This window comes from Empedobacter sp. UBA6745 (assembly GCF_002453775.1).
Lineage (GTDB): Bacteria > Bacteroidota > Bacteroidia > Flavobacteriales > Weeksellaceae > Empedobacter > Empedobacter falsenii_C.
In genome coordinates, this window is sequence record NZ_DKHL01000032.1 from 207,540 (window position 1) to 228,293 (window position 20,754).

Here is a 20,754-nt window from a genome sequence, read left to right on the forward strand (position 1 = left end):
AACTATGTTCAAAAAAATAAATCAAACTTTAATTACAAAATATCCGCTGATTTGGAATCTAAAATTTATTTGGATTTTGTTGACAGTTTTAGTTTTTAACTTGATTGCATTTATCAACGGATTTCTATTTTTTACTAAAAAATCTCAACTGCAAGAAAGTGGACTTTATGAAGTGTTTTTCAACTCAGGAATTATTATTTATTATCTATTAATTGGTGTCATTATTGGCGTTATTTGGCTGTATTTCTATATTAAAAATAATCGTTTCAAATCAAATTATCCAACCTCGAGAAATTATTTATTCAAAGAATTTTTGGCCGTTTTCTTCATCATATTTTTGATGTTTTATGTGCCAAATTCATTCAAAACTGGTCTTAAATTTCGAGTTTCAAATTATATGAGCGAAGAACAATATTTGAAAGATATAGACATTATCAACAGAACACAAGGTTTTACACTTCGATCAGAATTTGGTTACGATAATTATTCGAGAAATTTGCCTGTTCCAGCTTTTGATTCGTTGGTTTCGGAGAAAGAAACAAAAGAATTGTATGATAAAAATAAGAGAGAATATTTAAGAGAAAATCCACATGATTCGTATAATGTTTTTTTAGAACCGTATTTCAGAAATCCTGAATTTGAAACCTTATTAAGAGATTATTTTCCCGAGCGATTTAGTTATTCTAAAATTAATTTTAATCAAACATATCAACCTCTAAAAAAGAATAATTCGTCTACAAATCAGCTTTATGAAGAAGCGGCGTATCCCGATGCAGCAGCTGTAGATATGGCTTATGCAACAAGTATAGATTCTGTTTCGTATGCAAGTCCTGTAAACGCTTCAGAAAAACCACAAACGTATTTTAACTTAGCAAGTTTGTATAATTATAGTGTTTTGGCTTTTAACAACCCGAAAGATTCTACTTTAAATCATCAATTTTACGATGAACAATGGATTGCTTTGTTGCAAAAAAATGATCGAAAAGCAATTGAAAATCTATTGAATAATTATACCGATCTACTAAAAAAACAAGAAATTGGTTATCAATTCAAACATAAAAATTGGATTGATTATTTGCCTCATTATCCGTATTATTTTATTGATTCAAATTTAAATTACAAAGAAATAAATTATAAAAAACAAGATTACATCAACCAATCAAGTTTAAATAGAGTGTATGAAAATATTGAGCTTGCTAAATACAGTTCCACTTGGTTAGAACTTATTCAGTACTATTTACTCATTGCTTTAATCATTACTGTTTTGATTATAACGTTCAGATTTAGTTCGTTCAAAGTTTGGTTAATTTCATTAATTGGCGCAGGAATTTTGGCAATCTTAGGAAGCGTTTTCGGAATTTCTATCAATGCAAGTATCGGTTATACACAATTTGCACCTTATATTATTTTATTTGTTTTTTACATTGCATTTATAGCGATTACACTAATTGGTTTGCGTTCCAAAAAATATAAAGTTTTAACTGGTGTTAATCTTAATTGGTTTGTTGCTACTAATGTTTTTATTGGAATTGTGATGCTTAGTTTTTACACAGATTTACGTGCAGAAATGTTGTATGATCCAACCAATCAAATAAGTGTTTATGATTTGAGACAAACAAATAAAGAATTGTTGATGTTGCAAGAATTTGCAGAAATTTTTCTATACATCAATCCAATTTTATATTTAATAAGTTTTTATTTCATCATCAATCTTTACAAAAAATGGCAAGCAATGCCAGAAGAATAAAAAAGAAAAGCGAGCTAAATCGGCTCGCTTTTCACTTGATAATTGAATGAAAATGAATTTTAAAAACTACTTTAAAAAAACTTACTTATGAAATGAAATAACACATTGTGTTATTCAATAATAATTTTTAAACTCACACAAATTTTAAAATATTCTTTCAAAATTTAAATTAATAGAGGTTAACCTACAAAATTTGTAGGTTAACCTTATTCTTTATGATTTTATGCACTTTTAGACGAAAGTCTATTTCCTTTCGCATCACGTTTTTTGTGCATACTAAATTTATCAGATTTCATACGTTTTTCACGATCTTGTTTGTATTGATTGAACTGATTTTTGTCTAAAATTTTCTCTAATTTAGTATCAAAATCGTTTGTACCTTTTTCTGGTCGAGAACCTCTTTCTCCTTTTTGAGTAGAATTTTTGTCTCTGTTTGCAAACTCTTTTTTCATGTCAGAATCTCTACTTTCTAACAACGATTTTACTTTTTTCTTTTGAGCCGAACTCAAATTGTATTGATCAAACTCTTTCAATTGCTGATCTACAGTCGGGCGTTCTCTTTGCTCTTTTCTGTTTCCAGATTTTTCACCTTGTTGTGGTCTTTCCTGTGCCGATAATGTCATTACCATCATCATGCTTGCTAATAAAAATACTTTTTTCATTTTGTTTAAATTTTATTGTGTTTATTATTTATGTGTTTTTCTATTATCTGTTGATTTAGATTTTTGAGAAACATTTGGTTTGTTCGATGTATTTTTTTGATCTTTTATATATTGAGCATATTGTTTTTTACTCAAGATTTTCTCTAATTTTTTATTGAAATTTGATGTTGATAAATTACTTTCTAACAGAGATTTTACTTTCTTTTTCTGAGAAGTTGTTAAATTATATTGATCAAATTTTTTTAACTGTCTATCAACAGAATTTGTTTGCGTATGTTCTACTTTATCCTTTTGTTGTTGATTATTTCCTTGTGGTCTTTGTTGAGCAGAAACTGCCATCACCATCATCATACTTGCTAATAAAAATGCTTTTCTCATAATCTATGTTTTTGTTTACAACTAAATGTTAGAATTATATTCTTTTCATTTTTCTTGAAACAAAGTTGCAACACAAAAAAAAGACGTCAAAAATATTGAGGTAAACGAGTGTTAAGTATCGGTGAAATCAAGGATTTATTAAAGTTTTTAACAAAAATGTCAAATTTATTGAATAAAAAAATCCATTCTTTATCGAATGGATTTTGATATATTTTTTTGAAAGATTATTTCAATTCTTTTCCTAATAATTTTCCAGTTGATTCGTACGCAGAAGCAATTCGACCGTATTCCATAACAAAATCATTTTTACCAGAAGTTCCTTTTACTTTATCCGATTTTATAGAAAGTAAAATGTTAGAAGGATTTGCGGTTTCAACAAAATTTAAAGTTGTGCTTAGTTTTGCTGGCTCTACAACTATACCTGCATGATATCCAGGATAAATCCATTCAGAATTGATAATCAAAGTATATTTTGCAGCTGGATTTTTTACAAAATTTAATTTTTTAGATTTAGTAGTTCCTTTTATAAATTTATCCAAAAAGGTAACATTTCTATTTTCATTCCAATCTGCAAGCCATTGTTTCCAATAATTTTCTCCTCTTTTCGGATTATCTAAGACATCTTTTTCACGTTTCTCTAAATATTCAGTTTCAGTTTTATTTTCATCATAAAATTTGACATCATCAAATAATAGTTGAACATTAATTTCTTTTTGATCTTTTAAAAAATCAGTGTTTCCAGATACAACCTGAATCTTTTGAGCAAAAGTTAAAATGCTTGTCATAAAGCAAATCATCAGTAAATAATTCTTCATACAGTATTGTTTTTCAGTAAAAATATAAATATTCTTTAAATAGTTATTGTATAATGATTTAAAGAAATATTATTTAGAAACGTTTATTGTTTATAAATAGTTTGTAAGTCTTGGAAAAATTTTCCTGAAAATAATAATCAAATCGTTTGGTACACTACTTTTGTCTTAACAAAGTTTAACAATATTGTATGAAAGTTTTAATTTCTAAATCAATTGTATTTGTTAATTTTAGAGGAAATTTGAATCAATAATATAAACATTAATTTCAACGAAATTTTGGATATACAACAACTAAACCAACAAATAGAAGCAAAAAGCGAAAGCATTGCAAGGTTGACATCGGAAATCAATAAAGCGATTATTGGACAAGAAAAAATGATTGAAAGTCTATTAATCGGATTACTTGGAAATGGACACGTTTTATTAGAAGGTGTTCCTGGATTAGCAAAAACATTAGCGATTAAAACATTATCTGATGCTGTTGATGGATCTTTTTCTCGTATACAATTTACACCAGATTTGTTACCTGCAGATGTTGTGGGGACGCTTATTTACAATGTAAAAGAAAACGATTTTAGAATCAAAAAAGGGCCAATCTTTGCGAATTTTGTTTTGGCTGATGAGATTAACCGTTCGCCTGCAAAAGTGCAATCTGCCTTGTTAGAAGCGATGCAAGAGCGTCAAGTAACAATTGGTGATGAAACGTATCCGTTACAAAAACCTTTCTTGGTTTTAGCTACTCAAAATCCGGTGGAACAAGAAGGAACTTATCCTTTGCCAGAAGCGCAAGTTGATCGTTTTATGTTGAAAACTGTAATTACTTATCCAGAATTTGAAGCAGAACGTTTGATCTTGAGAAATTCGATTAATCAATCTTTCCCAAAAATTGAGAAAGTAATTTCTATTCAAGAATTGTTGGATGCGCGCGAAATGGTGAAACAAGTTTACATGGACGAAAAGATTGAAAAATATATTTTGGATATTATTTTCGCGACTCGTTTTCCCGAAAAAGTTGGATTAGAAAAATTGGTTCCAATGATTTCGTTTGGTTCTTCACCTCGTGGATCAATCAATTTGGCACAAGCTTCAAAAGTGTATGCATTTTTACGCAAACGCGCTTATGTTATTCCAGACGATGTACGTGCAATGGCAAAAGATGTGTTGCGTCACCGTATCGGAATTAGTTACGAAGCAGAAGCAGAAAATGTTACGCCAGAAGAAATTATCGACAATATTCTTAATGTTGTTCCAGTTCCTTAAACCATTATTCAAAATCATTTAAACTTTGGATGCAAAAGAAATCATCAAACGTGTAAAACGTATTGAGCTAAAAAGCAAGCGTAAAGCGAGCAACCTTTTTATGGGTGAATATCACAGTTCATTCAAAGGAAGAGGTATGATTTTTAGTGAAATTCGTCCTTATCAATACGGTGATGACGTTCGTAATATAGACTGGAATAAAACGGCTCGATATAGTGAACCTTATGTAAAAGTTTTTGAAGAAGAACGAGAATTAACCATGTTTTTATTGGTTGATGTTTCGAATTCTGAAAACTTTGGAACACGAAAACAAATTAAAATGGAAACGATTGCTGAATTGAGCGCTACATTGGCTTTTTCGGCAATTACCTATAATGATAAAGTTGGTTTGATTTTATATTCGGATCAAGTGGAGAAATTTATTCCGCCCAAAAAAGGAAAACAACATGTGTTGCGTTTGGTAAGAGAAATTGTTTCTTACGAACCCAAAAGCAAGAAAACTGATTTGGCAGCGACGTTGGAAACATTTATGAATTTGGTTCGCCGAAAATCAAATGTTTTTATTCTTTCAGATTTTATTGATTCTTCTGATTACGAAAAAGCGTTGCGAATCGTAGCAAAAAAACATGATGTGACTGGAATTAGAGTTTATGACGAAAAAGAGCAATCTTTTCCAGATGTAGGTTTGGTTCATGTGCAAGATAACGAAACAGGAGAAATCCGTTTGATAGATACTTCATCGAAGAAATTGCGTCAACAATATGCGCAATATTATCGTGATTTAGATCAACGTTATCAATCTATTTTCAAGAAAAATCATTCAGGCGCAATCAGTATTCGTACCGACGAAGATTATGTACGTCCATTGTTAAACTACTTTAAAAGTCATAAAGCCTAATGAAGAATTTATTGCTTTTAGTAAGTTTTTTTATCCTTCAATTTTCGTTTGCGCAAGAAATTACGCCAAAATTGGATCGCACGACAATCAAAATTGGCGAGCCAATTCAATATGAAGTAAAAATTGATTACAAAGAAGGAGATAAAGTTGTTTTTCCTACGATTTCAGATTCAATTAATCATCACATCGAAGTTTTAGGTCAAAAAATTGACACGGTAAAAACGGATGGAAAATCTGAAATTGTTCAACATTTAGAATTGACTGGATATGATGCAGGGAAATTTAATATTCCGTCATTTATTATTCAGAAAAATGGAAAAGATTTAAAAACAAAACAACTCGAAATTGATATTCAAGATATTGCAGTTGACACAACGAAAAATGCAATTTTTCCGATAAAACCTGTGATGGAAGAAGAATATTCTATTGGAGATTATTGGAATAAATATTGGTTGTACGGCATTATTGCCTTGATTTTATTTATCATCGGAATTGTTTTGGTTGTGTTATATGTTCGTGCAAAATCGAAATTATCTGGCAAAGATTCATACAAAACACCTTATGACGAAGCGAAAGCAAGTTTGAAAGCGTTGGATGCCAAAAAATATTTAAAACGTGGCGAACAAAAAGAATATTACACGCAATTATCATTTATTGTAAGAAGATATTTAGGACGTATTTATAACTTTTCGGCATTAGAAATTTTGTCGGATGATTTGGTAAAATATGTTGCGACAAAGCCAGATGTTTTGCCAGAAGATGTACAAAAATTTAAACAATTTTTGTTCGATGCTGATTTGGTAAAATTCGCAAAACAAGAGTTTGATGAACCGACAAATACTTCGCACCGAAATTGGGTAGATGAATTTGTAGATCGTGTAAAACCATTAGAAATTCCAGAGAATGAAGATTTGAAAAAAGATCAAGTGACGGGAGAAAAATATAAACAGTTTAATAACAATTAGGAATGCTAAATTTTGAGTTTCAAAATCCTTGGATCTTACTCTTATTGCTTGCTTTGCCTTTCTTTATTTTCAGAGAAATTCGCAAAACGAGCCAGAAAAAAGCATCCTTAAAATTACCTTCGCTCAAAGCATTTGGAGGTGCAAAAAGTTCGTTAGCGACGTACAAACCACTTTTATTTTTGATGCGAATTATCGCAATGGCTTTGTGCATTATAGCCTTGGCTCGTCCACGTTATGTAGATGTTACGACAAAAGTAAAATCGGATGAAGGAGTTGATATTTTATTGACTGTAGATACTTCGTTGAGTATGTTAGCGCGCGATTTGAAACCAGATCGTTTAACAGCGTTAAAAGAAGTTGCAAAAGACTTTTCACTTGGAAGAAAAACGGACAGAGTTGGTTTAGTAGAATATTCTGGTGAAGCTTTGACACGTGTTCCATTAACAACAGATCGTGATGTTTTGACGCAAGAAATCGAAATGTTACATTCAGGTAGTTTAGCTGATGGAACAGCAATTGGAGTTGGTTTAGCAACAGCTGTCAATCATCTCAAGAATAGTAAGGCAAAATCTAAAGTCGTTATTCTGATTACAGATGGTGTTGAAAGTGTAAATCCTTCTGGAGATTTGATGTATGTTTCGCCAAGACAAGCCGCTGATATTGCAGCAGAGAAAGGAATAAAAGTATATACAATTGGTATTGGAACAAATGGAATGGCGCCTATGCCTGTTGGTTACGATATGTTAGGTGATTATGTTTTTGAAATGCGTCCTGTACAAATTGATGAAAAACTGTTAGAAGAAGTTGCAGATAAAACTGGAGGTTTATATTTCCGTGCAACAAACAATGAAAGTCTAAAAAACATTTATGACGAAATTGATAAACTTGAAAAAACAGAGATTAACGAAGTCAAATATTATAATTATACCGAATTGTTTGCGCGATTCTTATTGCCTGCATTCATCATTTTGGTATTAGAAGCCATTTTACGTAGAACCGTTTTTAAAGAATTAATCTAATGCAGTGGGGAGAATTACATAATATTTGGTTGATGATTTTATTGTTTGTCGTTATTTTTCTATCGATAACAGTATTTCAGTGGCGCGAACGTGTAAAGAAAACATTTGCAGATAAAGAACTGTTTCCATTTGTTTTTCCAATCACATCTTCAAAGCGTTATGGTTTCAAAATCATTGCATTTTGTGTGGCTTTATTTTTAATGGTAATTGCATTGATGGACCCACTTTATGGTGAACGAGATGTACAAGTAAAGCGCGAAGGAATTGATATGGTTTTCTTGTTAGATTTATCAAGTTCTATGAATGCACAAGATGTCGCTCCTTCTCGATTAGAAAAAGCAACAAAATTAATCACAGAAACATTACATCAATTAGGTGGAGATCGAGCTTCTTTGGTTGCGTTTGCAGCGAATGCTTACACAATTTCTCCATTGACAAATGATTATGCAGCGATCGAAAGTTATTTGCAAAATGTTAATACTGAGTTAATTTCGAGCCAAGGAACAAATTACTTAAATGCGATTCAGGAAGCTGCAAAAACATTCAAAGGTTCGGCGAATACAAGTAAATTAATTGTATTAATTTCAGATGGAGAAGACAACGAAAATACAGTTAATCAAGCTTCTAAAATAGCAAAAGATAACGGAATTCATATTGTATCAGTTGGTGTTGGAACAGACAAAGGAGCTCCAATTCCGATGTACTACAATGGCTACGCAGAAGACTATAAAAAGGACGAAACAGGTTCTACAGTTATTACAAAATTAGAAGATAAAAATCTTCGCGAATTGGCACAAGATACAAACGGAACTTACATTCATTTGGATAATACACAAGATGCATTATCCGCATTATCAATGTATAAAGCCCGATTAGATAAAAACGAAATTGCTAACTCTACAACAAGAGATATGAATCACGTTTATCAGTGGTTTTTAGCGGTTGCGGTTTGTTTACTTTTTGTGGAATTATTAACATCTGAATATAAGATTTTTAACAAAAAGAAATAGTAAGTTTGTATGGTAAAATGATGTACTTTTTAAAACAAATAGGATTTTTAGGAATAATGCTTTTATCCGTTTTTGGTTATAGCCAATCGAAAGCGAAAAGCTACATTATTGAAGGTAATGAGTATTATCAAAAAGGAAAATTTGATAATGCAGAAGTTGCCTACAAGAAAGCTGCCATGGAAGATCCAACTTCTGTCAAAGCAAATTACAATTTAGGAAATGCCTTATTTCAACAAAAACGCTACAAAGAAAGTATAGCGCATTACAAACGTTCTGCTGAAGTATCTAAAACGAATAATGATAAACATTTGGCTTATCACAATTTGGGAAATGCTTTTATGCAGGAAAAAGATTATCAAAATGCTGTTGATAATTACAAACAAGCCTTACGAAATGATCCAAAAGATGATGCTACACGTTACAATTATGCATTAGCAAAGAAGATGTTAGAAAAAGAACGTGAGAAGCAAAAGGATCAGAATAATAAGGATAATAAAGATCAGAACAAACAAGATCAAAATAATCAGCAAAAACAACAACAGCAGCAAAACAAACAGAATCAGCAAAACCAAAATAACCAAAAGCAGAATCAGAATCAATCTCAACAACAACAATCTGATCAGCAAAAACAGCAAAATCAAGGAGGAAATCCGAAAGCTGGTGGTGAAAATGGAAATAATAAAGGACAAGGAAATAATCAATCTCCAGAAATCAAACAAGGAAATAATGGAGACGGTAAAGAACAAGATAATGCAAAGAATAATTTGGGAGACGGTTTGCTAAAAGCATTGCAAAATCAGGAAGCCAAAACCCAACGAAAAATTATTCAACAAAAAGCAGAAAAACAACGAACAACAACATCTAAGGATTGGTAATGACAACGACAAGCGTTTTAAATAGCTTTTTAGTGTTTGCCTTAACGTCTATCACAGCGTTAGCACAACAAATTTCTTTTAAATCTGATGCAGACAAAACGCAGGTCAGTTTAGGAGAAGCATTTAGCGTGGGCTTTTTTATCGAATCTAATACAGATAGTTATTCGATTGATCAACCAATGAAATATCCTCCACATAATGGATTACAAATTGTAGGTGAACAACGCTCGCAAAATGTTTCTTATGTGAATGGAAAAGGAGTGATAGAAGAAGGAATTATCCTTGCTTTTGTTGCTGAAAAAGAGGGTAAATACCGCATTGGAGCTGCTAAGATTGTAATTAATGGAAAAACCTATACATCGAAACCTGTCGATGTTGTAGTGAAAGGAACGGGATTGACGCACAATAATTTTAGAAGTAATACTTCTCAACCAGTCTTTCTGCAAAGTAAAGTTTCGAAAACGAATCCTTATGTGAATGAACAAGTTGGTTTATCAGTAAAATTATACGTAAAAGATTTATCTTATCTTAATCGTAAACAAAACTTTCGTCAAGGAAATTTAGATGGATTAAGCCCAAAAATAGTTAAAAGTTCTCCCGAAAATATCAAGCAAGAAATTGTAGGAGGAAAACAATATTTCTCTGAAGAAATTGCACGTTATTATGTTTTTCCTCAAAAACCAGGAAAGATAGAAATTGATCCGTTTTCGGTAGATGTCGTTTTGCCAACAACGTATGGAGCTGAGCCTGTAGAAGTGCGTAGTAATCCAGTTGTGATTAATGCAAAAGCGCTTCCAGAAGAAGGAAAACCAAAGAACTTTAGCGGCGCAGTTGGTCAATTTAAAATGAATGCTTCGGTTGATAAAAAAGAAGTTGCTACCAATGAAAGTGTAAATTTTGATGTCGAAATTATTGGAACAGGAAACTTTAATACCATTAATTTACCTGAAATTACAACGCCAAAAAATTTAGAAAAATTTGCGCCGAAAAAACGTGATGCATATAAAACATATGATACAGGAATGAAAGGAAAAGTTGCTGAGCAAACAGTTCTTGTACCAAATTTTGGAGGAGAATATACGATTTCGCCTGTAGAATTTAGTTATTTCGATCCTGTTAAAGAGAAATATGTAACCTTGAAATCAGATTCGATTAATTTGTCTGTTTCAGGTTCTAAAACTTCTTCTGCAACTGCTATGGCATCTAATTCACCAGATTCGACAATTTCTGATAAAATAGAAGAAATGACGAATGATGTAAAAGAAGGAAAAAGCGGTTGGTTGTGGTTAACTGGTGGTGTAATTGCATTGAGTGCCGGAAGTTTATTTTTGATGAGAAAGAAAAATAACCCGACACAAAAACAAAAAATTGAACCAAAAATAAAACCTCTTAACGAGCAAAATAATTTTGAATCATATCAACCAAAAACAGAAACCCAAAAGTTTACTTTGGTTGAAAAACCAACGATAAATTCTAGTCAAATTTCTGCTGAATTAGATGAGTTGAAGAAAAAAATAAACGCTGAAGACCAAAAAGATTTTTATCAATTACAAGAAAATATTTTGTGTAATGCAGCGCTATTAAAAACAAATACAGATTTAGCTCATTTTTCTGACGAGATGATTGCAAATAAATTGATTGAAAATGGTGTAAGCGAATTAGCCGTAGAACAATGGAAATTGTTGCTGAACAACGCACGACAAGCGAAATATGCCTTTGGTGGTTTGCATCAAAATTTAGAAGAAGTTTTCGAAGCAACGCAAAATATTTCCGAAGAATTATTACGAAAATAAATTTCAAGTTTTTTAGATAGTAAAAGGGACAATCTCAGTTTTTGAGTTGTCCCTTTTATTTTGAATATTTTTAAGCTTTACGTCCAACATATTGTATGCCAGAAAGCAACTTTTTTGCATCAACTTTCACTTCACTTCCTTTGATTTCTACTCCGTTTGTTGAGATTTTTCCGTTCGATCCAACTTTAGTTTTCCCTACAGAAACACCATCTTTTCCAACCGAAATATTTTCATAATCTTTTTGACTAATTCCAATGCAATCAACAGGATTATTCGCCGAAATTGTCAATTGATTTTCTTCGTTATCATATATAACACAACCTGTATTGATTTGATAATTCCCGACCAATTGTTTCGGAATTGTATAGATTACTTTTTCGTCACTTGCTAAATAAGAAATCGCATAAATACGCTTGTTTGGAATCAAATGATCGATCCAAATTTTCTTCGAAGATTGTTTGTCTTTTGTTATTTGCACATCATTTTCACTATCGCGCAATTCGTCTGGCGCAGTCAACGCAACTTGGCTGTAACGCCCTGTCACTTGCGCTTTCGTATTACTTGCAAAAGCCGTTACAAGTAAAGTAGCTAAAAAGAGTTTTTTCATATTCGATTGATTTAGTTTTGATTATGTTAATCCAAAAATGAAACCATTTTACAATTCGTCCTCGAAAATTGACAATTCGGTAACATATAATTTCAAACGAAAAGTGTTTGTAAGAACTTTGACTCAACAAATTAAAAAAAAACAAATGATGAAAACAATTTTCTTAACAATCGCAATTTTATTCGCTGTATCAACTTTTGCACAAAAGAATTTTGAATCAGATATGAATAAAACTTTAACGGAATGGAACAAAGGAAATCATTCTTCTGAAGCTAATTTTAAGCAATTAATAAATGATTATCCAAATGAATGGTTGCCTAAATATTACTTGACTTTTTCTGAAGTTTTGAAAACTTTCGAATCAAAAGATGTGGATAAAAACGAAGAAATTCTTTCGAATGTAAAAACTCAAATCGATGATCTAGTTAAAAATAATCCATTAAATATAGAAATTCTCAATTTGAAAGCGTTGTATTTAACAGCAGAAATTGTGCAGAATCCAATGCAAAATGGTGCAATTTATTATCCAGAAGTAGTACAAATCTATCAAAAATCGTTGATGTTAAATCCTAGTAATCCGCGTTCTGTTTTAGGTTTGGCTGAGTTTAATATCAATGCTGCAAAATATAGCGGAATGGATATTACACAAGATTGTAAAAATGTAAAAAAATCTTTAGCTTTATTTAATGCTGAAAAGCCAAAAAATAATGAACCGATATGGGGAAAAAATCGTGCCGAAGCCTTGTTGAATAACGAATGTAAAAACGTACTATAATGATAGCTTTAGTTGCACAATTTATTCACGAAATTATTTTTTGGTTAATTAATTTGATTGCTTGATATGGATAAGTATTATAAAGGATATTTGAGATTATTTTCATTTGTATTTTCATTTGCAATTTTAGTATATGTATTTGATTTTAGTACAATTAATTTTCAAAATAATTCAAATTTTGATTTAGGTGTAGAAGTAGGCTTGTTAACAGGAAACTTTCTAAAATTTGTTGCTTTAGGGTTGGTCTTTTTAAAATTCTTAGAAGGAATTATTGTTTCTGACAAAAAGTTAATTGTTCGTAATATTTTGATTCTATTTGTAATCAATGTTTTGATTTATAGCGTGATATTTTTTACATCTCCAAATGTATCATTCAATCAATTTTTTCATCCAGAAGCTATCAAATATTTTATCGGATATTTTTCGTTCAGTGTTGCAGCATCTTTTGTGAATACAAGCATTTTTAATGAATATAGAATAGATGTACCAGATTCGCCTAAACCAGAAAAAGTTTTAAGAAAGTATTTTTTACGTTCTATTATTTATACGTTGGTATTGTATTATGTATTCGTGGAGTTTGCGAATCTCCTTTTGCAGAAATATATTTTTTACGATCAATCGATCAATTATCTTTTAGTTGCAGTTATCACGGTTTTCTTTTTGTTTTTATTCTTTATTATCGATCGAAAGAAAAATAAATTAGAACGTAAAATTGTTATCGAATCAACAAAAGCAGAAACAGCAACTGCACAATTCGAAACCTTAAAAAGTCAATTAGACCCACATTTTTTATTCAATAGTTTGAATGTTTTAACTGGTTTGATTGAAGAAAATCCAGATAATGCGATAGATTTTACAACATCGCTTTCTAAGATTTATCGATATGTTTTAGAACAAAAAGACAAAGAAGTTGTGTCGATTCAAGAAGAAATAAATTTTGCAAAAACCTATGTCAACCTTCTAAAATTAAGATTTGAAAATAGCATCGATTTCGAAATTGAACAAATAACTTTCTCTGAAACCGAATTTATTGTGCCACTTTCTTTGCAGATTTTATTAGAAAATACAATCAAACACAATATTGTATCTGATCAAAAACCTTTGAAAATTAAAATTTATAAAAAAGATAATTATTTGATAATTGAAAATTCTTTCCAACCAAAAGAAACCATTAAAGATTCGACAGGAATTGGGCTGAAAAATATTATTAATCGTTATCAATTAATTTCTAACCGAGAAGTGAACATCGAAAAAAATGAACAACTATTTCGTGTAGAACTTCCCATATTAACACAAAAAAATACAACTATGAATACACAAAATTTTGACGAACAACAAGCTTATTTACGTGCAATAGAGCGTGCAAAAGAATTGAAAAAGTTTTATGCGCATTTAGGAACTTATGTTGTAATGAGTTTATTCTTTTTTATTCTGAATTTAGTTACAAATAATGGACATTGGTGGTTTTATTGGCCAGTTTTAGGTTGGGGATTGGGCGTTGCACTAAATGCTGTAAAAGTTTTTGCGTATGGTTCTGGTTGGGAAGAGAATAAAGCCAAAGAAATCTTGGAAAAAGAGCAAAATAAAAAGTGGCAATAAATGAATTTTATAAATCAAATAAAGCAAACAAATTGGGTTAGAATAATTATTTTTTATGGATTGATATTAATCGGAACTTTTCTGATTCGTAAATGTCCTAATTTTTTACAATTGATTTTTGGAGGTTTAGTCGATTTTCAACTGCCTTGGAATATGAATCATGGGTTGATTATTTTTCTAATTAGTTTACTTTTCTATAAATTCTCTAAAGTTAAAAAAGAAGTCTCTCTTCTAGGAAAAGAAGGTTTCAAAACATTGATTTTTCCATTTATATTACTCGTTGGTTATTCAATTTATGGGATAAATAACGATTACGGAATTAATAAACATTTGTGGGCAGCGATTTTTATTTCTGTTACGTTGCTTTATGATATAATGGAAGAATATACTTGACGAGGTTATTTGAACGATGTTTTAGGAAATATATTTTGGATAATAAAAAGCATTGTAACAGGAGTATTTTGGGCTGTTTGGCATTTACTAATTTTTAAAGATTTCGATCAATTTGGAGGTTTTGGAATTTTCATGTTATTGTGCATTGTTTTTTCTTTTGTATTAACCTTTTCAACGATTCGAACAAAATCGATTATTGTTCCAGCAACAATTCATGCTTTAATGGCAAAAACAAATCTCGCAACATTGATCATTTTTGTCATTATACTTGCTTTATTATTTGTTTGGAATAAAATTTTTATGAGAAAACCGACTCGTGAACTAACTTAAAAAAAGATGAAAATATTAATTATAGAAGATGAAAAGCCTGCTGCGCGTTTATTAAAGCGACGTGTAGAAAAATTGGGTTATCAAATACATGAAATGTTGCATTCTGTAGAAGAAAGTGTAGCGTGGTTGAAAACGAATCCAAATCCAGATTTAATTTTTCTGGATATTCAGTTATCAGACGGTTTGTCGTTTGAGATTTTTAATCAAGTTAATGTTTCGTCTGCGATTATTTTTACGACGGCTTATGACGAATATGTATTGAAAGCGTTTAAATTAAATTCGGTTGACTATTTGTTGAAACCTGTTGATGAAGAGGAATTGAAGTTTGCAATTGAAAAATTTGAAAAACAATTTCAGCAAGCATCTTCAAGTTTTAATCTAAATGAATTGAAAAATTTTTTTTCAAATAATCAAACCGAAAAATTTAAAGAACGTTTTTCGATTAAAATAGGAACATCAATCAAAATTATAGAAATCGATAATATTGAATGTTTTTTTAGTGAAAACAAAGCAACGTATATTCATACAAAAGAAAACCGAAATTATTTGGTAGATTTTTCGTTGGATAAAGTGGAAGAACAAATCGACCCGAAAAAGTTTTTTAGAATTAATCGTAGTCAAATTATTCAAATCGATTCGATTAAAGAAATTACAATGTATTCTAATTCTAGATTAAAAATAATTTTAAATACTTACAACGAACAAGATATGATTGTGAGTCGCGAAAAAGTGACAGATTTTAAGAATTGGTTGGATTAAGATTGATTTCTTGCTTTTTTATGAAAATTTGTTCATAAAAACTTTTATTTTTGCATCAACCAATTAATTATCACTAAATACGAATGGAAAATATAATATCATTTTTTCAGAAATTCTCTTTCAATCAAATCGGAACAACTTTCGCCGTACTTTTTGCAGTTATCGATATCTTAGGAAGTATTCCAATTATTGTAGGAATTCGAAGCAAAGTTGGGCATATTCAGTCTGAAAAAGCGTCTATCGCAGCAGGAATCTTGATGATTTCGTTTTTATTTTTCGGAACAAAAATTTTGAAATTAGTTGGTGTTGATGTTCAGTCGTTTGCCGTTGCTGGAGCTTTTGTGATTTTTATCATCGCTATCGAAATGATTTTGGGAATTGAAATCCAGAAAGGAGTCGAATCCAACTCTGCATCCATCGTTCCTATTGCGTTTCCGTTAGTTGCGGGTGCAGGTTCGTTGACAACTGTACTTTCGCTTCGTTCGCAGTTTGCAGATATTAACATTGTGATTGCGATTATATTAAATATGTTAATCGTATATTTGGTGCTGAAATTCGCAGGAAAACTCGAAAAATGGATGGGACCTGGCGTTTTATCGGTGCTTAAAAAAGTATTTGGAGTAATTTTATTGTCAATCGCAATCAAATTATTTACGTCAAATATCGGTGCATTGTTTATGAATGAAATTAAAATTTAAAAATTCATTATCTAATGAAAACATATATTTATATCGCGACAATCGTTTTGTTGATAGGTTTAGGTTACAACCTATATGAGATGGATTATAAAGCTGGTTTTATGGCTGAGGAAAACTTTCGTAGCGTTTTAGGAATTGGAGCATCGGTTTGTGGATTAATTTTAGTATCTGTATACTTTAGTTTTTTCAGATTGCAAACAAATCTTAAGAAATAAACAGTTTTACAACTTATAATAAATGAAAAAGATTAATCCTAGGATTAATCTTTTTTTGTTTGTATCGCTTCGTTTAATTTTTCTAATAAAGTTTTGACAGATTGTTCGATTACTTCAAAAGGTTGATGTTTTGTAGAAGTATAAATCATCACTAAATCAACCGAATAGTTTTCATTAGGTTCAAGTAACAATTTATTTAATCTGTAAGCTTCTTTAGCACGGCGTTTCAATAAATTTCGGTCAACTGCGTATTTAAATTTTTTCTTTCCAACACTTACTCCTACCCTTATATTGTAATCCGCTTTCGGCTTGATTTTGTAGACAAATCTAATCGGATGAGAAACAAATGTTTTTCCATCAGAAAACAATTCATCGAATGCTTTTCTGCTTTTAAGTTTCTCATTCTTACCAAAAGTCAATTTCATATTGCAAAATTCTATGTAAATTTGTTGCTGCAAAAGTAAGTATTCTAAAAAGTTTTAGAATTATGTAACTTTGAAAATAATTTATTTTTATTTAAAACAAAAAAAGAACAATATGTATCCAGCAGAAATAGTAATGCCAATGAAGGCTCAGTTGACTTCTAATGGTTTTGAAGATTTAACTACTCCAGAACAAGTAGAAGCAGCAATAAAACAAGAAGGAACAACTTTGGTAATGGTAAATAGTGTTTGTGGTTGTGCTGCAGGTGCTGCAAGACCAGGAGTTGTAATGTCATTAGATAATGATAAAGTTCCTACACACTTAACAACAGTTTTCGCAGGATTTGATAAAGATGCTGTAGCAAAAGCACGTGAATTTTTTGCTCCATTTCCTCCAAGTTCTCCAGCAGTTGCTTTATTCAAAGATGGTGAATTAGTACATATGTTAGAGCGTCACCACATCGAAGGGCACTCTGCAGCAGCTATTGCAGAAAACTTAAAAGCAGCTTACAACGAGTTTGCTTAAGACTAAATTTGAAGGTTATTTCAAAAATATTTTAAAAAGTGGAGCAATTTGTTCCACTTTTTTTGTGTTCAAAATTCTTATAAAAAAGAGTTTTATAAATTTTAATTCGAGGAAAAGTTTAAAAACCTGAATTAACATCATAACATAAAATATATCATATCAAATTGATTGCTAAACCTATGAAATAGAGAAAAATGTATCAAAATAATCTGTAAATTAGCAATTCGAAATTTTTTAATATATTATTTAATAAACAAATGAGAATAGCAGTCGTAGGCGCTACCGGAATGGTCGGCAGAGTTATGCTCCAAGTTTTGGAAGAAAGAAATTTTCCAATCACTGAAATTATACCAGTAGCATCAGAAAGATCAATAGGAAAAACTATTGAATACAAAGGAAAAGAATACAAAATTGTATCAATGCAGGATGCTGTAGAAATGCGAGCTGATATCGCAATCTTTTCAGCAGGTGGAGAAACTTCCAAACAGTGGGCGCCTAAGTTTGCAGAAGTCGGAACAACTGTAATTGACAATTCATCGGCTTGGAGAATGGATCCAGATCGTCCGTTGATTGTACCAGAAATCAATGCAGATATTTTAACAACAAATGATAAAATCATCGCAAATCCTAACTGTTCTACAATTCAGTTGGTAATGGTGTTAAATCCTTTGCATAAAAAATATGGAATTAAACGTGTTGTTGTTTCTACGTATCAATCGGTTACAGGAACTGGTAAAGATGCAGTTGAACAATTGAATGGAGAAATTGAAGGACGTGATGTTGCGAAAGTTTATCCATATCAAATCTTCAAAAATGCATTGCCTCATTGTGATGTTTTTGATGAAGAAACAGGTTATACAAAAGAAGAATTGAAATTAACGCGTGAGCCTCGTAAAATTATGCGTGTGGACGAAATGAATATCACTGCTACTGCGGTTCGTGTTCCTGTGCAAGGAGGACATTCGGAGTCGGTGAATATTGAATTTGAGAATGATTTTGATTTAGCCGAAGTTCGCAAATTATTAGCAGAACAGGAAGGTGTAACAGTACAAGATAATCCAGACACAAATACTTATCCAATGGCTTTCTATTCAGAAGGAAAAGACGATGTTTTTGTAGGACGTATACGTCGTGATTTATCTCAACCAAATGCATTAAATTGTTGGATTGTTGCAGATAATTTACGCAAAGGTGCAGCTACAAATGCAGTTCAAATTGCTGAATATCTAGTAAAACATAATTTAGTTGGATAAAAAAATCAATTAAAAATGAATATAAAGTCGCTCTTGTAGCGACTTTTTTTTATGTTTAATGAATAAGTTTTCAGAACTTTAACAAATATTTTACGCTATCAAAGCAACCAGAAGCGTAATTTTCGCATCTAAATAATAAGAAAGAAAAAGTATTTTGGACGAAAAACAACTCATAAAAGCTTGTATCAGCAATGATTCGAAAGCACAGCGGCTGCTTTATGAAAAATATGATGCGCGATTTTTTGCGGTTTGTAAACGTTATTTTACCGATATACAACAAGCGGAAGATGCGTTGGTAAAAGGATTCTTGAAAATTTTTCAGAATCTTGAGAATTATTCGTTCGAAGGAAGTTTTGAAGGATGGATGCGAAGAATTATGATTAATGAATGTTTGATGGAGTTGCGGAAAAATAAAATTTTTCATCTCAATGTTGACGATTACTCCTCTTCCATTTCATCTAACCAAGAAGCTTCGCAACAAATAGAAGAAGATGATGTGATGAAACTCCTCGATTATCTACCCGAAGGCTGTCGTCTCGTGTTTACCCTCTACGTTATTGAGGGGTATAAACACAAAGAAATTGCCGAAAGTTTGGGCATTACAGAAGGAACATCGAAATCGCAACTTAATTTAGCGAAGACGAAATTGAAGGAAATGTTAAGTAAGAATGAAAATATAAAATCAAGTTTATCGTGAACACAAACGATCCAATAGAAGATTTATTTCGATCAAGAAGAAACGAAACTGTCGGCGAAAAACCAAGAGATTTGGTGTGGAAACGTATTGAATCTGGTTTGCAGAACGAGGAAAAGAAAAAGAAACCTATTCGCGAATTTGTTTCGAGTGTATGGTTTTCTGCTGCTGTTTTCGCGTTGATTGCGATTCCTTACTTTGTACTTTTTATCGAGAATATTAATACTGAAAATAGAGAAAATTCACTTGAAATTGTTAAAACAAATGTCCCAGTTATTGAGCAATCACCTCCTGAACAAGAAGAAATAGTGGTTTTAGAATCGAAAGATAAAGATTTGGAAAAACCTCTAGAAATAGTAAAGAATGATAAAGTTACAAAAGAGCCTGTTTATAAAGTAATGGAAGGGCATTCTGCTGGTGCAATTGATGATAAAGGATATTTTCCTCAATTATCTAAAGCGTCCGCTCCAAATGCTCCAGTTACTTTATCAGCACCGCAAGCAATGGAAGCTCGTTCTAAGGTTTTAGATTCGATAGAAAAAGAAGGTCAATATGCTAAAGCAAATAGTCAAAATTTTGGCTATACAAAAGATTCAGTCATTTCGGATAAGTTAGCAGGAAAAGCTTCAGGTGTCGTGATTAGGGGTGTTTCTAAAATGAAAGATACTTCTGATGTGATGAAAATGACGGTTGTTGCAGAAACACGAGCTGCAAATGCATCATTAGAAACAGCTTCAGTGGTGGATGTTTCTCCAAAAAAATCTGAAATTGACAAATATGCAATTGTTTATAAACCTTTAAAGTTTACAGTAAAATCGGATATTCTACGTACTAATTTTAAATTACAAAAGAAATCAAAAAATAAAATTTCGTTTGAAAGTACAACGAATAATCTTGTCATTACATTCGAAAAAGTAAATGATAAAATTGTTTTAACAACAAACGAACCAAAGGTTGATGCAACGCTTTTGGGAGTTTTGGAAAAGAATAAGAAAGAAATTTTTACTTATTATCAATCAAAGTAAAATAAAATGTTAATTTAGTCGTATTGAACGAATTAA

24 protein-coding genes are annotated in these 20,754 nt (G+C 31.1%); 19 read left to right on the forward strand and 5 right to left on the reverse strand.

Annotation, left to right across the window (positions count from 1 at the left end; genetic code table 11):
- Window positions 1-4 precede the first annotated feature (4 nt).
- Complete coding sequence (locus B4H69_RS09840; protein ID WP_291093769.1) at window positions 5-1,747, forward strand: hypothetical protein; 1,743 nt, start codon at window positions 5-7, stop codon at window positions 1,745-1,747.
- A gap of 221 nt (window positions 1,748-1,968) precedes the next feature.
- On the opposite strand, the gene B4H69_RS09845 is transcribed toward B4H69_RS09840, so the two are convergent.
- From B4H69_RS09845 to B4H69_RS09855, 3 genes are all read right to left on the reverse strand, one after another.
- Window positions 1,969-2,409, reverse strand: a complete 441-nt coding sequence (locus B4H69_RS09845; protein WP_291093771.1) for a hypothetical protein — start codon at window positions 2,407-2,409, stop codon at window positions 1,969-1,971.
- Window positions 2,410-2,433: 24 nt separating this feature from the next.
- Complete coding sequence (locus B4H69_RS09850; RefSeq protein WP_291093774.1) at window positions 2,434-2,787, reverse strand: hypothetical protein; 354 nt, start codon at window positions 2,785-2,787, stop codon at window positions 2,434-2,436.
- 224 nt (window positions 2,788-3,011) lie between these two features.
- Window positions 3,012-3,602, reverse strand: a complete 591-nt coding sequence (locus tag B4H69_RS09855; protein WP_291093776.1) for a hypothetical protein — start codon at window positions 3,600-3,602, stop codon at window positions 3,012-3,014.
- Between the two features lie 258 nt (window positions 3,603-3,860).
- Here B4H69_RS09855 and B4H69_RS09860 point away from each other — a divergent pair, with 258 nt between their 5' ends.
- The 7 genes from B4H69_RS09860 to B4H69_RS09890 are packed head-to-tail and all read left to right on the forward strand — an operon-like array spanning window position 3,861 to window position 11,422.
- On the forward strand, window positions 3,861-4,862 hold the full coding sequence (locus B4H69_RS09860) for an AAA family ATPase (RefSeq protein ID WP_038336178.1): 1,002 nt from the start codon (window positions 3,861-3,863) through the stop codon (window positions 4,860-4,862).
- A 25-nt stretch (window positions 4,863-4,887) separates the two neighbouring features.
- A complete protein-coding gene (locus tag B4H69_RS09865) occupies window positions 4,888-5,760 on the forward strand; it encodes a DUF58 domain-containing protein (protein ID WP_286478586.1) in 873 nt (290 codons plus the stop codon).
- Window positions 5,760-6,725: a BatD family protein gene (locus B4H69_RS09870; protein ID WP_291093778.1), complete on the forward strand. Its 966-nt coding sequence runs from the start codon at window positions 5,760-5,762 to the stop codon at window positions 6,723-6,725. The genes B4H69_RS09865 and B4H69_RS09870 overlap by 1 nt, the downstream gene beginning before the upstream one ends.
- 2 nt (window positions 6,726-6,727) lie before the next feature.
- Window positions 6,728-7,744, forward strand: coding sequence for a vWA domain-containing protein (locus B4H69_RS09875; RefSeq protein WP_180905523.1), 1,017 nt, complete (start codon window positions 6,728-6,730; stop codon window positions 7,742-7,744).
- Window positions 7,744-8,754, forward strand: a complete 1,011-nt coding sequence (locus B4H69_RS09880) for a vWA domain-containing protein (RefSeq protein WP_180905522.1) — start codon at window positions 7,744-7,746, stop codon at window positions 8,752-8,754. Before B4H69_RS09875 ends, B4H69_RS09880 begins: the two co-directional genes overlap by 1 nt.
- Before the next feature lie 17 nt (window positions 8,755-8,771).
- Complete coding sequence (locus B4H69_RS09885) at window positions 8,772-9,629, forward strand: tetratricopeptide repeat protein (protein WP_180905521.1); 858 nt, start codon at window positions 8,772-8,774, stop codon at window positions 9,627-9,629.
- Window positions 9,629-11,422 (forward strand): BatD family protein, encoded by a 1,794-nt coding sequence (locus tag B4H69_RS09890; RefSeq protein WP_291093782.1) that lies wholly within the window; start codon window positions 9,629-9,631, stop codon window positions 11,420-11,422. Before B4H69_RS09885 ends, B4H69_RS09890 begins: the two co-directional genes overlap by 1 nt.
- Window positions 11,423-11,492: 70 nt before the next feature.
- On the opposite strand, the gene B4H69_RS09895 is transcribed toward B4H69_RS09890, so the two are convergent.
- Window positions 11,493-12,029, reverse strand: coding sequence for a hypothetical protein (locus tag B4H69_RS09895; RefSeq protein ID WP_180905519.1), 537 nt, complete (start codon window positions 12,027-12,029; stop codon window positions 11,493-11,495).
- 37 nt (window positions 12,030-12,066) lie between these two features.
- Between B4H69_RS09895 and B4H69_RS09900 the strand changes: the two genes are divergently transcribed.
- The 7 genes from B4H69_RS09900 (at window position 12,067) to B4H69_RS09930 (ending at window position 16,798) form a co-directional block, all read left to right on the forward strand.
- Window positions 12,067-12,804 carry a tetratricopeptide repeat protein gene (locus B4H69_RS09900; RefSeq protein ID WP_180905518.1) on the forward strand — a complete coding sequence of 246 codons (738 nt, stop codon included), beginning with the start codon at window positions 12,067-12,069 and terminating at the stop codon, window positions 12,802-12,804.
- 66 nt (window positions 12,805-12,870) lie between these two features.
- On the forward strand, window positions 12,871-14,403 hold the full coding sequence (locus B4H69_RS09905; RefSeq protein WP_180905517.1) for a histidine kinase: 1,533 nt from the start codon (window positions 12,871-12,873) through the stop codon (window positions 14,401-14,403).
- On the forward strand, window positions 14,404-14,796 hold the full coding sequence (locus B4H69_RS09910) for a hypothetical protein (protein WP_244957985.1): 393 nt from the start codon (window positions 14,404-14,406) through the stop codon (window positions 14,794-14,796).
- Window positions 14,797-14,805: 9 nt separating this feature from the next.
- Window positions 14,806-15,126, forward strand: coding sequence for a type II CAAX prenyl endopeptidase Rce1 family protein (locus B4H69_RS09915; protein ID WP_244957984.1), 321 nt, complete (start codon window positions 14,806-14,808; stop codon window positions 15,124-15,126).
- Window positions 15,127-15,132: 6 nt separating this feature from the next.
- Window positions 15,133-15,885, forward strand: coding sequence for a LytR/AlgR family response regulator transcription factor (locus B4H69_RS09920; protein WP_114998638.1), 753 nt, complete (start codon window positions 15,133-15,135; stop codon window positions 15,883-15,885).
- Window positions 15,886-15,968: 83 nt separating this feature from the next.
- Complete coding sequence (locus B4H69_RS09925; RefSeq protein ID WP_114998639.1) at window positions 15,969-16,583, forward strand: MarC family protein; 615 nt, start codon at window positions 15,969-15,971, stop codon at window positions 16,581-16,583.
- 14 nt (window positions 16,584-16,597) lie between these two features.
- Window positions 16,598-16,798: a hypothetical protein gene (locus B4H69_RS09930; protein ID WP_038336158.1), complete on the forward strand. Its 201-nt coding sequence runs from the start codon at window positions 16,598-16,600 to the stop codon at window positions 16,796-16,798.
- Window positions 16,799-16,842: 44 nt separating this feature from the next.
- Here B4H69_RS09930 and rnpA read toward each other — a convergent pair whose 3' ends face one another.
- Complete coding sequence (rnpA, locus tag B4H69_RS09935; RefSeq protein WP_038336156.1) at window positions 16,843-17,223, reverse strand: ribonuclease P protein component; 381 nt, start codon at window positions 17,221-17,223, stop codon at window positions 16,843-16,845.
- 112 nt (window positions 17,224-17,335) lie between these two features.
- Here rnpA and B4H69_RS09940 point away from each other — a divergent pair, with 112 nt between their 5' ends.
- The 4 genes from B4H69_RS09940 (at window position 17,336) to B4H69_RS09955 (ending at window position 20,718) form a co-directional block, all read left to right on the forward strand.
- Window positions 17,336-17,746, forward strand: a complete 411-nt coding sequence (locus B4H69_RS09940) for a BrxA/BrxB family bacilliredoxin (RefSeq protein ID WP_038336154.1) — start codon at window positions 17,336-17,338, stop codon at window positions 17,744-17,746.
- A gap of 257 nt (window positions 17,747-18,003) precedes the next feature.
- Window positions 18,004-18,999 carry an aspartate-semialdehyde dehydrogenase gene (locus tag B4H69_RS09945; protein WP_038336152.1) on the forward strand — a complete coding sequence of 332 codons (996 nt, stop codon included), beginning with the start codon at window positions 18,004-18,006 and terminating at the stop codon, window positions 18,997-18,999.
- A gap of 154 nt (window positions 19,000-19,153) precedes the next feature.
- Window positions 19,154-19,696 carry an RNA polymerase sigma factor gene (locus tag B4H69_RS09950; RefSeq protein WP_038336150.1) on the forward strand — a complete coding sequence of 181 codons (543 nt, stop codon included), beginning with the start codon at window positions 19,154-19,156 and terminating at the stop codon, window positions 19,694-19,696.
- Window positions 19,693-20,718 carry a hypothetical protein gene (locus B4H69_RS09955; protein ID WP_291093787.1) on the forward strand — a complete coding sequence of 342 codons (1,026 nt, stop codon included), beginning with the start codon at window positions 19,693-19,695 and terminating at the stop codon, window positions 20,716-20,718. The genes B4H69_RS09950 and B4H69_RS09955 overlap by 4 nt, the downstream gene beginning before the upstream one ends.
- The last annotated feature ends 36 nt before the right edge of the window (window positions 20,719-20,754 follow it).

Bases quoted from the DNA above. Each gene is read 5' to 3' on its own strand.
- B4H69_RS09840 (WP_291093769.1), top strand. From the start codon at position 5: ATGTTCAAAAAAATAAATCAAACTTTAATTACAAAATATCCGCTGATT.
- B4H69_RS09845 (WP_291093771.1), bottom strand. From the start codon at position 2,409: ATGAAAAAAGTATTTTTATTAGCAAGCATGATGATGGTAATGACATTA.
- B4H69_RS09850 (WP_291093774.1), bottom strand. From the start codon at position 2,787: ATGAGAAAAGCATTTTTATTAGCAAGTATGATGATGGTGATGGCAGTT.
- B4H69_RS09855 (WP_291093776.1), bottom strand. From the start codon at position 3,602: ATGAAGAATTATTTACTGATGATTTGCTTTATGACAAGCATTTTAACT.
- B4H69_RS09870 (WP_291093778.1), top strand. From the start codon at position 5,760: ATGAAGAATTTATTGCTTTTAGTAAGTTTTTTTATCCTTCAATTTTCG.
- B4H69_RS09875 (WP_180905523.1), top strand. From the start codon at position 6,728: ATGCTAAATTTTGAGTTTCAAAATCCTTGGATCTTACTCTTATTGCTT.
- B4H69_RS09880 (WP_180905522.1), top strand. From the start codon at position 7,744: ATGCAGTGGGGAGAATTACATAATATTTGGTTGATGATTTTATTGTTT.
- B4H69_RS09885 (WP_180905521.1), top strand. From the start codon at position 8,772: ATGATGTACTTTTTAAAACAAATAGGATTTTTAGGAATAATGCTTTTA.
- B4H69_RS09890 (WP_291093782.1), top strand. From the start codon at position 9,629: ATGACAACGACAAGCGTTTTAAATAGCTTTTTAGTGTTTGCCTTAACG.
- B4H69_RS09895 (WP_180905519.1), bottom strand. From the start codon at position 12,029: ATGAAAAAACTCTTTTTAGCTACTTTACTTGTAACGGCTTTTGCAAGT.
- B4H69_RS09900 (WP_180905518.1), top strand. From the start codon at position 12,067: ATGAAACCATTTTACAATTCGTCCTCGAAAATTGACAATTCGGTAACA.
- B4H69_RS09905 (WP_180905517.1), top strand. From the start codon at position 12,871: ATGGATAAGTATTATAAAGGATATTTGAGATTATTTTCATTTGTATTT.
- B4H69_RS09910 (WP_244957985.1), top strand. From the start codon at position 14,404: ATGAATTTTATAAATCAAATAAAGCAAACAAATTGGGTTAGAATAATT.
- B4H69_RS09920 (WP_114998638.1), top strand. From the start codon at position 15,133: ATGAAAATATTAATTATAGAAGATGAAAAGCCTGCTGCGCGTTTATTA.
- B4H69_RS09925 (WP_114998639.1), top strand. From the start codon at position 15,969: ATGGAAAATATAATATCATTTTTTCAGAAATTCTCTTTCAATCAAATC.
- B4H69_RS09930 (WP_038336158.1), top strand. From the start codon at position 16,598: ATGAAAACATATATTTATATCGCGACAATCGTTTTGTTGATAGGTTTA.
- rnpA (WP_038336156.1), bottom strand. From the start codon at position 17,223: ATGAAATTGACTTTTGGTAAGAATGAGAAACTTAAAAGCAGAAAAGCA.
- B4H69_RS09940 (WP_038336154.1), top strand. From the start codon at position 17,336: ATGTATCCAGCAGAAATAGTAATGCCAATGAAGGCTCAGTTGACTTCT.
- B4H69_RS09945 (WP_038336152.1), top strand. From the start codon at position 18,004: ATGAGAATAGCAGTCGTAGGCGCTACCGGAATGGTCGGCAGAGTTATG.